The 12,457-nt window shown below is 64.9% G+C and carries 9 protein-coding genes; 6 read left to right on the forward strand and 3 right to left on the reverse strand.

Annotated elements, in window-relative coordinates:
- Window positions 1-14: 14 nt before the first annotated feature.
- Window positions 15-1,073 (reverse strand): NAD(P)-dependent alcohol dehydrogenase, encoded by a 1,059-nt coding sequence (locus FHT08_RS13555; protein WP_166775360.1) that lies wholly within the window; start codon window positions 1,071-1,073, stop codon window positions 15-17.
- Window positions 1,074-1,382: 309 nt separating this feature from the next.
- Between FHT08_RS13555 and FHT08_RS13560 the strand changes: the two genes are divergently transcribed.
- From FHT08_RS13560 to FHT08_RS13575, 4 genes are all read left to right on the forward strand, one after another.
- Entirely contained in the window at window positions 1,383-2,456 is a 1,074-nt protein-coding gene (locus tag FHT08_RS13560; protein WP_166775361.1) for a glycoside hydrolase family 5 protein, read from the forward strand.
- 699 nt (window positions 2,457-3,155) lie between these two features.
- Window positions 3,156-4,217 (forward strand): glycoside hydrolase family 5 protein, encoded by a 1,062-nt coding sequence (locus FHT08_RS13565; RefSeq protein WP_166775362.1) that lies wholly within the window; start codon window positions 3,156-3,158, stop codon window positions 4,215-4,217.
- A gap of 472 nt (window positions 4,218-4,689) precedes the next feature.
- Entirely contained in the window at window positions 4,690-5,751 is a 1,062-nt protein-coding gene (locus FHT08_RS13570) for a glycoside hydrolase family 5 protein (RefSeq protein WP_166775363.1), read from the forward strand.
- Window positions 5,752-6,082: 331 nt separating this feature from the next.
- Complete coding sequence (locus FHT08_RS13575) at window positions 6,083-6,532, forward strand: PepSY domain-containing protein (protein ID WP_166775364.1); 450 nt, start codon at window positions 6,083-6,085, stop codon at window positions 6,530-6,532.
- 290 nt (window positions 6,533-6,822) lie between these two features.
- On the opposite strand, the gene FHT08_RS13580 is transcribed toward FHT08_RS13575, so the two are convergent.
- Both FHT08_RS13580 and FHT08_RS13585 read right to left on the reverse strand, forming a co-directional pair.
- Window positions 6,823-8,619: a M28 family metallopeptidase gene (locus FHT08_RS13580; RefSeq protein WP_166775365.1), complete on the reverse strand. Its 1,797-nt coding sequence runs from the start codon at window positions 8,617-8,619 to the stop codon at window positions 6,823-6,825.
- 60 nt (window positions 8,620-8,679) lie between these two features.
- On the reverse strand, window positions 8,680-9,336 hold the full coding sequence (locus FHT08_RS13585; RefSeq protein WP_104536610.1) for a hypothetical protein: 657 nt from the start codon (window positions 9,334-9,336) through the stop codon (window positions 8,680-8,682).
- A gap of 97 nt (window positions 9,337-9,433) precedes the next feature.
- On the opposite strand from FHT08_RS13585, the gene FHT08_RS13590 reads away from it, so the two are divergent.
- Together FHT08_RS13590 and FHT08_RS13595 are read left to right on the forward strand one after the other, a co-directional pair.
- The gene (locus FHT08_RS13590; RefSeq protein ID WP_208408985.1) at window positions 9,434-10,732 is read left to right on the forward strand and encodes a peptidoglycan DD-metalloendopeptidase family protein; all 1,299 of its coding nucleotides are present in this window, start codon (window positions 9,434-9,436) and stop codon (window positions 10,730-10,732) included.
- Between the two features lie 141 nt (window positions 10,733-10,873).
- Complete coding sequence (locus tag FHT08_RS13595; RefSeq protein ID WP_104536609.1) at window positions 10,874-12,379, forward strand: S41 family peptidase; 1,506 nt, start codon at window positions 10,874-10,876, stop codon at window positions 12,377-12,379.
- Window positions 12,380-12,457 lie beyond the last annotated feature (78 nt).

Genomic DNA, 12,457 nt, shown 5'->3' on the forward strand with positions numbered 1-12,457 from the left:
TGCAGGCCAGGCCATCAGGCCGCCTTGTCCAGCGTGGCCATGTCGATCACGAAGCGGTACTTCACATCGCTCTTGAGCATGCGTTCGTAGGCCTCGTTGATCTGGTCGGCGCGGATGGTTTCGATGTCCGAGACGATGTTGTGCTTGGCACAGAAATCCAGCATTTCCTGGGTCTGGCGGATACCGCCGATCAACGAACCGGCCAGGGTGCGGCGCTTCATGACCAGATTGAACACGCTCGGCGAAGGATGCGATTCCTCAGGCACGCCCACCAGCACCATCGCGCCGTCGCGCTTGAGCGCATTGAGGAACGGGTCCAGGTTGTGGGGCGCGGCGACGGTGTTGAGGATGAAGTCCAGCGTGTTGGTCTGCGCGGCCATCTGCGCCTCGTCCCTGGACACCACCACTTCGCTCGCGCCCAGGCGCAGCGCATCGGCGCGCTTGCTCTCGGAGGTGGTGAACAGCACGACCGTGGCACCCATCGCCTTGGCGATCTTCACCGCCATGTGGCCCAGACCGCCCAGTCCGACCACGCCCACCTTCTGACCGGGACCGACCTTCCAGTGCGCCAGCGGCGAATAGGTGGTGATGCCGGCGCACAGCAGCGGGGCGACTGCAGCCAGGTTGTCGCTGTGCGAGATGCGCAGCACGTACTTCTGGTCGACCACGATGTGGTCCGAATAGCCACCGTAGGTGTTCTCGCCGCCACCGAACATCGGGCCGTTGTAGGTACCGGTGAAGCCCTGCTCGCAATACTGTTCTTCGCCTTCCTGGCAGGACGCGCAGTTGCGGCAGCTGTCGACCATGCAGCCGACACCGGCCAGATCGCCGACCTTGAAGCCGGCGACCGCATCGCCGACTGCGGTGACGCGGCCGACGATCTCGTGGCCGGGCACCGACGGGTAGCGCGTGCTGTGCCATTCGTTGCGTGCGGTATGCAGATCCGAGTGACACACACCGCAGTAGGCGATATCGATCTGCACATCGTTGGGGCCTGGGGCGCGTCGTTCGAACACGAACGGTGCAAGCGGTTGATCGGCGGTTTGGGCGGCGTAGGCGCGGGCTTGGCTCATGGGGAGACTCCAGGAAGTGACGTCCCCCGCGACAGTGCGGAAGACTAAAGAATAAGTGGCTCTAGCTTAAGACAGGCGCCTGTCGCGCTCCTGCGACAGTGCATCTTGCCTGTCGGGTTGCGGACATGACCAAAGCGGCATGGTGCGCCCTGCAGGTGTTTGCGCATGATCAAATCCGCGTTCGCCGGCGTGAATGGCGCGCTAACGCGAGAGCTTCTACGCTGATCCACCACCGTCCTGCCCTGCACCATCCCTGCTGGCCGTGCCCTCCCCCTGCGGCCGCCTACGTCGATGCCGAAGGAGGCTTCCATGTTCCGCTCTCCCCCCCATGTCACATCCCTGCGGAGTGCTGCACTCGCACTGGTCTTGCTGGCTGCAATGCCACTGACGCACGCCAAGGAGCCTGCCCGCCCTGGAAAGGAGTCCAGTGGCCTGAAGTATGTCGGCGTCAATCTGTCCGGCGCCGAATTCAACTCGCGCAAGAAACCCGGCACCCTGTTCAAGGACTACACCTACCCGGCCGCGTCGGATTTCAGTTACTTCGCCGGCAAGGGCATGAATACGATCCGTCTGCCGTTCCTGTGGGAGCGCCTGCAGCCACAGCTCAGCGGCGATCTGGATCCGGCGCAATTGGCGTTGCTGAAAAAGTCGGTGGCTGCGGCCAAGGCCAACAAGCAGTACCTGATCCTGGATGTGCACAACTACGCCAAGTACAACGGCAAGCGCATCGGCAGCAGCGAGGTGCCCACGGCCGCGGTGGCGGATCTGTGGCGCCGGCTGGCGCTCGAATTCAAGGACGACAGGTCGGTGATCTTCGGGCTGATGAATGAGCCCAACGGCATTTCCGCCACCGATTGGGCAAGCGCCGCGCAAGGCGCGATCAACGCGATCCGCAAGACCGGCGCCAGGAACCTGATTCTGGTGCCGGGCACCGCCTACAGTGGCGCGCACAGCTGGCGCAGTTCCAACTATGGCGTCTCCAACGCCAAGGCCTTGGAGATTCTCAAGGACCCGGGCAACAACCTGGCCTTCGAGGCGCATCAGTATCTGGACAACGATTACAGCGGCACCAAGCCGGTGTGCACCAGCGCCACGGTTGGCGAAGAAAAGCTGCGCGGCTTTACCGCGTGGCTGCGCGAGAACAAGCAAAAGGGCTTTCTGGGCGAGTTCGGCACCGCCAACAATCCGGTCTGCGACCAGGCGCTGGAAGGCATGCTGAGCTATATCGAAAACAATAGCGACGTGTGGCTGGGTTGGACCTGGTGGGCCGCTGGCGCATGGTGGAAGCCGGAGTACTTCTTCACCGTCCAGCCGGGCAAGGACGGCAGCGACAAGCCGCAGATGTCGATTCTGAGCAAGTACGCCCGCCGCGCGACCAAGTAATCCGCACGGGCGAATCGATTACGGTGGGCGCAGCTAGTGCTGCGGCCACCGTTTTTTTTTTCGCTCCATCCTCCCTGTCCTGCAACGTCTCAGCAATGACATCGGCCAACGATTGCAGACAGCACAACCGCAATCCCATCTTCCTGCTGCAGACGCATTGGCCGCCCGCTGCCGGAAAGCATGACGCATGCCTACAACCGTCGCGTACCGCACATGCAAGCGCCGAAGTTCCGCAATCACACCAGGTGACGTTTGCATGCGCGGGCATGGTGATACGGCAACACAGTTGCGACTGCGCATGCGGCGGGTTGCGTTCTGACCAGTGCCCTGCGCGGGCAGCGCATCGCAGTTCCGATGCCCATCGCTGCCGAGTACGCGACGCCATCGACCTGCAGCGTTGCAGTCGCACGACAGCATTCTCCAGGGACGCCGGCCCCCGATATGTCCGCAGCGATCCGGCGCAGATGACGGCCGACACGCAACGCGAGTGACCGCACGGTGTTGCTTCACCACAACCATGCCTGCGCATGTTCGGCAATAACTGCGAAGTCGTTCACAGCTCGGATTAAGTGATATCTCGCATTCGTAGTTTGAATGTTCAGATGCGATTAGGGTGAACGCAATGCAGTGTCGTCATGCACGTGGCATGTCCACGCCAGGGCAATGCATCTCCCCCGCGACTGCTTCAGGAGTCACCCAATGATGCCCTCCCCCACTCCGGCGCGCCGGCTGTCCAGCCGTGCGTTGTCATTGCTGCTGCTTGTCATAGTGCTGCTTGCAGGCGTGCCGTTCGCACATGCACAGAACCGCCTGAAGTATGCAGGGGTCAATCTTTCCGGTGCCGAAATCAAATCCTCGCAAAAGCCCGGGGTGGTCAACGTCGACTACCTATATCCGGCCGCCAGCGATTACCGCTACTTTGCCGGCAAACACATGAACATCGTTCGGCTGCCCATCCTGTGGGAACGCCTGCAGCCCAAGGCAGGTGGCGAGCTGGATGCAGCGCAGCTGGCGCTGATCCGCCAGGCCGTGCTCAACGCCAAGGCCGCCAAGGTCTACCTGATCCTGGATATCCATAACTATGCCAGGTATTACGGCAACAAGATCGGCAGCGCACGCGTGCCGATCAGCACCTTCAACGATCTGTGGCGACGCCTGGCGATCGCCTTCAAGAACGACAACAGCGTGATCTTCGGGCTGATGAACGAGCCTTACGACATCAATCCGCAATCCTGGGCCAACGCGGCGCAGGCATCGATCGACACCATCCGCAAAACCGGCGCCAACAATCTGATCCTGGTGCCGGGCGCGCTATGGAGCGGCGCGCACAGCTGGTATTCCACCGTTGCCGGACAATCCAACGCAGTGGCGCTGGCCTCCATTCGCGATCCGCTCAATCGCTACGCCATCGAAGTGCATCAGTACCTGGATACGGACTCCAGCGGCACCAGCGCCGGGTGTGCCAGCAGCACCGCCGGTGCCGACCGCCTGCGCAGTTTCACCCAGTGGCTGCGCATCAATCACAAGCAGGGCTTTCTTGGCGAGTTCGGCACCGGCAACAACGCCACCTGCAACAGCGCACTCAACGGCATGCTGGGGTATCTGGAGACCAACCGCGACGTCTGGGCGGGCTGGACCTGGTGGGCCGCCGGCGCGTGGTGGAACCGGGCCTACCCCTTCAACGTGCAGCCCGATGCGCAGGGCCGCGACAAGCCGCAGATGTCGATCTTGAGTGCGCGCGCAAAGCGCATCACCCACTAAACGGGGCCAGCAGCGCGCGACTGGCAACCGTCGGACGCTGCTGGCGCAAACACCCGGTTGGCATGTCCACGCAGTCCGCACCCATGCGAGGCGGCGGCCGTGTCCGCCCGCGATGAGCACAGTCCTCACCAGTAAGAACGCCAGCACGCAGCGCGCGCAACAGCGTGCAGCGTCAGTGATCCGACGTCGCACCCTTGACGGCGAGCGCATCCATTCGCCGACTTCTCGACAGCCCCATGCGTGCGATGGCGGGTCGATAAGCGTGCGCAACCGCGGTGCGTCATAGCGTGCTGTTCCAGAACGTGATCGCTGTGAAAAGTGACTGCGACCCAACCTACACATTTAGTTCACATCCGATGTGCTGGGTGTTTAGGCACGACAGATGCATTGATGACGACAGGTGTGGCGCACCTCGCGCGGATTGCACGCAAACCGCTGCGACACACCATCCCCGTCGTCGAAGGAGCTGTTTATGTCTGCTGTCTCTCAAACGCTGCGCACCGTTTTCCACTGCATCCTGCTCTGCATCCTGTTCGCCACAATCGCACCCATCTATGCGCAAACGCGCGTACTGACATATGCCGGCGTCAATTTATCCGGGGCCGAATTCGCATCGTCCAAAAAACCCGGCGTCCTCAATAAGGACTATATGTATGCCTCGGCCAGCGATTACACCTATTTCGCCGGCGTCGGCATGAACACGATCCGCTTGCCGGTGTTGTGGGAACGCCTGCAACCAAGTGCGCGCGGCGAACTGGATCCGGCCCAGTTGGCCCTGGTGCAGCAAGCCGTGGCACGCGCCAAGGCATCGGGCATGTATCTGGTGCTGGACATCCACAACTACGGCAAATACTACGGTTACAAGGTCGGTGGCGACGAAGTGCCGATCGCCACGTTCGCCGATTTGTGGCGCCGCCTTGCGCTGGCGTTTCCCAGCGACAATGCCGTGATCTTCGGGTTGATGAATGAGCCCAATGGCGTCTCGGCCAGTGCTTGGGCTGCAACTGCACAGGCAGGCATCAATGCGATCCGTGCCACCGGTGCGAACAATCTGATTCTGGTGCCCGGCGCATTGTGGACCGGTGCGCACAGCTGGTATTCGCCCACCAACGATGGCTATTCCAACGCAACCGCATTGGTTTCGATCTACGATCCGCTCAATCGCTACGCGTTCGAAGTGCATCAATACCTGGATGCCGATTCCAGCGGCACCACCAATGTCTGCGTCAGTACCACCATTGGTGTCGAGCGTCTGCGCAGTTTCACCGAGTGGTTGCGCATCAACCATAGACGCGGGTTTCTGGGCGAATTCGGCACCGCCAACAACCCCGTCTGCAATGAAGCGCTGCGCGGCATGCTCCGCTACATCGATGCCAATGCGGATGTCTGGGCAGGCTGGACGTGGTGGGCTGCCGGTTCGTGGTGGAACGTCAGTTATCAGTACAGCGTGCATCCCTACAAGGACGGCACCGACAAGCCGCAGATGTCCATCCTCTCGCCGCAGGCCGTGCGCGCCACACGCGCCATTCCGTAATGTGAGGCAGATGGATTGAGTCAAGCGAGCCGCCGCAAGGCAGCTCGCTTTTTTTGCGTCTTCCGTACTGGCTATCAGTTGGATGACAGGCCGAACAACACAGTCTCGATGTGACAACGTTTACGTCGCTCCAAAGCACGCTGAGCGTCCCTTGCACCGCGATGCAGCGCGCAACCCGTTGATGAACGTACGTACGCCATCAGACGCACCCCAAGCGCATCATCACCAAAGCTTGAGCTCACTGAACTTTTGCCGCGGCTTCTAACGGTTGTTCACCTAGCAGCGATAAAGCCGCGTCCAGCATGAGCGCACTTCACTGCAGGAGCATCACATGGCACATCGACTGATGAAGACCGCGCTGATCGGCGCACTTGCATTGGCAGCGCAGGGCGCATTTGCGCAGGCCGCCGCCGACAAGCCGGCCAAAGCGCTGACCTCCCGCGAGGTCACCAGCATGCTGACCGGCAAGGGCTATACCAAGGTGCACGACGTCAAGTTCGAACATGGCGTGTGGACCGCCGACGCACGCAGCGGCGACGGCAAGGACGTGGATGTGCGTATCGATCCGGTGACCGGCCGCGTCTATGGCGACCAGACCACCTCCAAACTGAGTGAGGCCGATATCCGCGCCGCGTTGTCGACCGGCGGCTACTCCAATGTGCACGACCTCAAGTTCGAAGACGGCTTGTGGAAAGCCGATGCCGAGCAACGTGGCGGGCAGAAGGTGGATCTGCATGTCGATCCGGAAGACGGACACGTGGTCAGCGTGGATAACGATTGATCAACGCGCCTCGGAGTCGATGGCGTCCCGCCAGTGCCGCTACGTTGCCGGCAACGCATTGTCGGCAGCACGCTTGAAAGCATTGCGCAGCGCATCGACGCTGTATATCGACACCAATCATGAGCTCGTGCGCAACTGACACGGCCAGGACGCGTTGACGCAAAGGGCCTCCAACAGGAGGCCCTTTGCGTTGATTGCACTGTGCGGGCTTGCCGCTGCAGCGCATCCTGCAGACCGCGCCACGATGTCATGTATCAACTGTATGACATCGCAGACGGTTCCGAGCCCGGTCAACGCACCGGTGCCGCCTTTTTGTCCGCGGCAGCGGCGTCTTTCCCGGCCTCAGGCGCCGCTGCCGCGGCGCCCGTAGCGGGCTTGCCGGCCATCATGCGATCGCGCGCCGCCTTGAACGGGTTGCCGGCATACCAATTGGGCCAGCGCTGCCCGGCGGCCACCTCCTTGCCCACGCCATACACCGCCTGCAGGTCTTCGATGGTGCCATCGAGCTTCCAGGTGGCCGCATCGTATTCGTCGCCAGGGGCGTGATAGCGATTGCGCCCGTAGTCCTCGGCGGCCGCACGGCCGGCCGCGGTGCCGCCCTCGCGCAGGTCTTCGCCGCCATCGGCATACAGCGCCGGCACGCCGGCCTTGGCGAAGTTGAAGTGATCCGAGCGGAAATACGAGCCGCTTTGCGGCGTGGCCTCGGCATGCAGGGTGCGGCCCTGCATCGCGGCAATCGGCTTGAGGATGTCTTCCAGCTCCGAACTGCCCATGCCCACCACGGTGACATCGCGTGCGCGCCCGGCCACCGACATCGCATCCAGGTTGATCACCGCCGCGATCTTGTCCAGTGGAAAGCTCGGGTTGGCCACGTAGTACTTGGAACCGAGCAGGCCCGATTCCTCCAGCGTCACCGCCACGAACACCACCGAGCGCGCCGGCTTGGGATCCTGATGCGCGAACGCGTCGGCAATTTCGAGAATGCCGGCCACGCCGGTGGCGTTGTCCACCGCGCCGTTGTAGATGTTGTCGCCACTTTCGCCCGGATGCTTGCCCAGGTGGTCCCAGTGCGCCATGTACAGCACCGCCTCGTCGGCGTGGCTGGTGCCCGGCAACACGCCGACCACGTTGCGCGAAGTCTTTTCGGCGATGCTGCTCTTCAGGTCCACCGACCAGCTGGCCTTCAACGGCACCGGCTTGAAGCCACGCTTGCTGGCGTCCTTGTAGGCCTGCGCCAGGTCCAGCCCGGCATTGGCGAACAGCTGCTTGGCGGTCTCGGCGCTGATCCAGCCCTGCACCGGCAGGCGCGGATCGGGATCGTCCTTGGCCGGCAGGTCGTATTGCGGGCCGGCCCAGGAGTTCTTCACCACGTCCCAGCCGTAGCTGGCGCCCGGGGTGTCGTGCACGATCAGCGCAGCGGCCGCGCCCTTGCGGGCGGCTTCCTCGAACTTGTAGGTCCAGCGCCCGTAGTAGGTCATGCGCTTGCCGTCGAACAGCTTGGCATCGCCGGTGTGGAAGCCCGGGTCGTTGACGAACATCACCACCGTCTTGCCCTTCCAGTCCTGGCCGGCGTAATCGTTCCACTGTTGTTCGGGCGCATCCACGCCGTAGCCGACGAACACCAGCTCGCTGTTGTCCAGCTTGACCTCGGCCTGGCCGGTGCGGGTGCCGACCACGATGTCGGTGCCGAAGGCCAGGGTGCGGGTCTGTTCGCCGCTGCGCAGGGTCGGCGCGGTGGCCGCATCGGCGGTGGTTTCCACCATCGGCACGTCCTGGAACCAGCTGTCGCCGTTGCCCGGCTGCAGGCCGATGCGCTGCATCTGATCGCGGATATAGGTGACGGTCTTCTCTTCGCCCGGCGTGCCAGGGCCGCGTCCTTCGAATTCGTCCGAGGCCAGCGTCCTGACCAGCTCGGCGAAGTCGCCGCCGGTCAGCTCCGGCGAGAAGGCGTGGCGACTGACCGGCGCGCTCGGCGCACTGTCGGCCGGCGCCTGCGCGGCGGGCACGCTCGGCGCATCGGCGGGTTCACGCTTGCAGCCGGCCAGGGCCAGCGTGGCGGCCAGGCACAACAGGATCTTGCGGGGCATCGGGACTCCTCGTGCGGCGAAGGTCCCCCGATTCTAGGCGCTGGCCCCGTGGTGAGCGCGTCAGTCCTTGGGCGCCACGTCGCTGTCGAAGCTGCGCGCGGTGGCGCCGGTGACGGCACCGATCTTCGCAGTGCGATGCACGTACAGGCTGACCTCGCGCTCGAACTCCAGCGGCCCTTCGACCACCGCATCCGGGCCGATCACCACACGCGGCTTGCGCGCAGGCTTGAACGAGAAGCTGAAGTTCGGCTTGGTGACCTCGATCCCGCCATGCACATGCGAGCGCACCCCGACGGTAATGTCGCCGTTGACGGTCTCGATGCCCTTACCGAGCTCGGTTTCCACCAGGCCGATACTGCCATTGACGGTTTCCACGCCGCCGCTGATGCGGCTGCCGCGTTCCACCAGCACGCTGCCGTTGACCGTCTCCAGCCCGCCGGACACCACCACCTTCTGGCCCAGCGTGATCGCGCCATTGACCGTGGAGACATCGCCGGTGCGGGCGTTGTCGCCGATCTGGATGCTGCCGTTGACCGTTTCCACCTTCCGGGTCTGCGCGCCGGCGCCGACCTCGATGGAGCCGTTGACGGTGTCCAGCCCGCCATAGACCTTGCCGGCCTCGGCGCTGATGCGGCCGTTGACCTTGCTGATGTCCTCGTCGGCCCAGGCGCTTGCGCAGACCAGGGAGAGTGCCAGAAGAAGATGCTGGGGCTTCATGCTGAACCTTGCGCGGCGGCGGCTGTCTTGGGCGTGGCGGCGATCACACCATGCTTGGCTACAATCGCGCACCTGCCTGAAGTCACTGGACCTTTCGTTGCCCCTGTCGCCCGCCCCGCGATCGCGCCTGCCCTCTGCCCCCGCCACCGGCCGCTCCCGCGCGTGGCTGGCGGCGACCGTGCTGGCCTGCGCGCTGCTGGGCAGCGCCGGTGCCGGTGCGCAAAGCCAGCGCGAGACCGAGCGCAAACTGCAGCAGCTGCGCGACGAACTCAAGACCATCAGCGCCGACCGCCGCGCACTGGAAGGCAAGCGCGGCAATGCCGCCCAGCAGCTGCGCCAGGCCGATGAGAAGGTGGCCAAGACCTCGCGTGCGTTGAGCGAGACCGAATCGGCGATGCGCGAGCAGGAACAACATCTGGGCACGCTGCAGCAGGACCGTGCGCAGCTACAGCGCGGCCTGCAGAACCAGCGCGTGCAGCTGGCCGCCTTGTTGCGGGCGGCCGATCAGGTCGGCCGCAACGCGCCGTTGAAGGTGCTGTTGTCGCAGGACACCGTGGGCAATGCCACGCGCATGCTGGCCGATCATCGCTACGTGCAGAACACGCGCGCGCAACGCATCCAGGCGCTGGCCACGCAGCTGGATGCGCTGGCGAAGGTGGAGCAGGACATCGCCAACCGTCGCCAGATACTGGATGCGGCACGTGCGCAGCAGAAGGCGCAGGCCGCGTTGCTGCAGAAGGATCGCTCGCAGCAGGCGGCGACCGTTGCGCAGCTGGACGACCGCTACAAACAGCGCGCCGAGCGCGAGAAAGCCCTGGGCCAGGACGCCAGGTCGCTGGAGCAGCTGCTCGCCAATCTGCGTGCGGCCGCCGCCAAGGCCGAGGCCGAACGCCGCGCGGCCGCCAAACGCGCCGCCGCCGAAGCCGCCGCGCAGGCAAAACGCGGCAAGACCGAGCGCCTAGAGCGTCCCGGCAAGACCCCGCCCAAGGTCATCGCCAGCGCGCCGGCACCCAAGGTCGGCGGCCTGAGCTGGCCGGTGTCGGGCAACCTGCTAGCGCGCTTCAACGCCACCTTGCCGGACGGCCACACCAGCAAGGGCGTGCTGATCGGCGCGCCCAAGGGCAGCACCGTCACCGCAGTGGCCGACGGCACGGTGGTGTTCTCCGACTGGATGACCGGCTACGGCATGATCCTGATCGTGGACCACGGCAACGGCTACATGAGCCTGTACGCGCACAACGACACGCTGTTGCGCGATGCCGGCGCGTCGATCAAGCGCGGCGAAGCGGTGGCCAAGGTCGGCAGCTCGGGCGGGCAGGGTGTGCCGGCGCTGTACTTCGAACTGCGCCGCAACGGGCAGCCGGTGGATCCGTCGAGCTGGTTGCAGCGGCGCTGAGTGCGGCGCACGCCGCGTGCGTGCCGGTGCATGACCGGCTCCATCCCTTGCCTTGCCAAGTCAACGCGGATTTACCGCGGCTTCGCGCATAATCCAAATCGCTCCGTTGCGGGGCGTCTCATCTCTTTGTCGGAGTGCTTCATGCGCGTAGCCGTCCTGTCCGTTGCCCTGTCGCTGGCGTTGTTCGCCTCACCCGGTTGGGCGCAGAAAGCCAGTCCCGCCGCCGCCCAGACCACTGCGGACGACCCGGAAGCCAACGAAGCCGCCGTCTCCAAGGTACCGCTGGATGAGATCCGCCGTTTCGTGGCGGTGTACAACGCGGTCAAGCAGGCCTACGTCGATCCGGTCGAAGACAAGAAGCTGATGCACGCCGCGGTGCGCGGCCTGCTCTCGGATCTGGACCCGCACAGCACTTACTTCGACAAGGAAGATGCCGAAGCCTTCGACGAGCAGGCAACCGGCGCCTACGACGGCATTGGCGTGGAATTGCTGCAGCAGCAGGACAACACGCTCAAGGTGATCGCGCCGATCGACGACACCCCGGCCGCGCGCGCCGGCATCCGCGCCGGCGATGTCATCGTGGCCATCGACGGCAAGCCGATCGACGCCAGCAAGGCGATGGAACCGCTGCGCGGCGAATCCGGCAGCAAGGTCGTGCTGACCATCGTGCGCGACAAGGCGCCCAAACCGTTCGATGTGACCCTGCAGCGCGAGACCATCCGCGTGGCCAGCGTGCGCAGCAGGCTGCTGGAACCGGGCTATGGCTACATCCGCATCAGCACCTTCCAGGCCGACACCGGTGCCGACTTCCAGAAGAACCTCAAGCAGCTGCAGGCCGGCGGCAAGTTGCGCGGGCTGGTGCTGGACCTGCGCAGCAACCCGGGCGGCCTGCTGACCTCGGCGGTGCAGGTGGCCGACGACCTGCTCGACAAGGGCAACATCGTCAGCACGCGCGGGCGCATCTCCATCAGCGATGCCAAGTTCGATGCCACCCCGGGCGATCTGCTCGGCGGCGCACCGGTGGTGGTGCTGGTGGACGCCGGCTCGGCCAGCGCCTCGGAAGTGCTGGCCGGGGCGCTGCGCGACAACCAGCGTGCGCGCATCATCGGCAGCCGCACCTTCGGCAAGGGCTCGGTGCAGACCGTGCTGCCGCTGGACAACGGCGACTCGGTCAAGCTGACCACCGCGCGCTATTACACCCCCAGCGGCAAGTCGATCCAGGCCAGCGGCATCGTGCCGGAAGTGCTGCTCACCCCGGAACCGCAACCGGGCGACGCCGACGTGCCGGCCAGCCTGACCGACTTCAGCGAAGCCACGCTGCCAGGCCATCTGCGTGGCGATGCAGAAGGCGAGGAGGGCTACACAGCCGGCGACGTCCTGCCGGGCGATGGTCCGATCGCCTCCGCGCTGGCCGAGCTCAAGCAGCCTGGCTCGGCGGCCAAGGCGCAAGCCGCGCTCAAGGCCAAGGCGCAGGCAGCGCAGAAGGCCAAGGCCGCCAGGACCGCAGCCGAGCCGAAGCCGGCCGCGCGCCCGGCAGCGACCGACAAGCCCAAGCCTGCCGACAAGCCGAGCGAACCGGCTGAGAAGGCCAAGCCTGCGCCGCCGGCGGAACCGGCCGCGCCTGCGCCGGCCGAACCGGTCAAGTAAGCCGGCCACAGCGCAGCGGGTGAATCCCCCGCTGCGCGCCAGGCCCGATCGAGACGCGTCGGCACTGCCACGCCACCT

The organism is Xanthomonas sp. CFBP 8151 (assembly GCF_011761885.1).
Taxonomy (GTDB): Bacteria; Pseudomonadota; Gammaproteobacteria; order Xanthomonadales; family Xanthomonadaceae; genus Xanthomonas; species Xanthomonas arboricola_B.

Coding starts and splice junctions, on each gene's coding strand:
- FHT08_RS13555 (WP_166775360.1), bottom strand. CDS start 1,073: ATGAGCCAAGCCCGCGCCTACGCCGCCCAAACCGCCGATCAACCGCTT.
- FHT08_RS13560 (WP_166775361.1), top strand. CDS start 1,383: ATGTTCCGCTCTCCCCCCCATGTCACATCCCTGCGGAGTGCTGCACTC.
- FHT08_RS13580 (WP_166775365.1), bottom strand. CDS start 8,619: ATGCCCCGCAAGATCCTGTTGTGCCTGGCCGCCACGCTGGCCCTGGCC.
- FHT08_RS13585 (WP_104536610.1), bottom strand. CDS start 9,336: ATGAAGCCCCAGCATCTTCTTCTGGCACTCTCCCTGGTCTGCGCAAGC.
- FHT08_RS13565 (WP_166775362.1), top strand. CDS start 3,156: ATGATGCCCTCCCCCACTCCGGCGCGCCGGCTGTCCAGCCGTGCGTTG.
- FHT08_RS13575 (WP_166775364.1), top strand. CDS start 6,083: ATGGCACATCGACTGATGAAGACCGCGCTGATCGGCGCACTTGCATTG.
- FHT08_RS13595 (WP_104536609.1), top strand. CDS start 10,874: ATGCGCGTAGCCGTCCTGTCCGTTGCCCTGTCGCTGGCGTTGTTCGCC.
- FHT08_RS13570 (WP_166775363.1), top strand. CDS start 4,690: ATGTCTGCTGTCTCTCAAACGCTGCGCACCGTTTTCCACTGCATCCTG.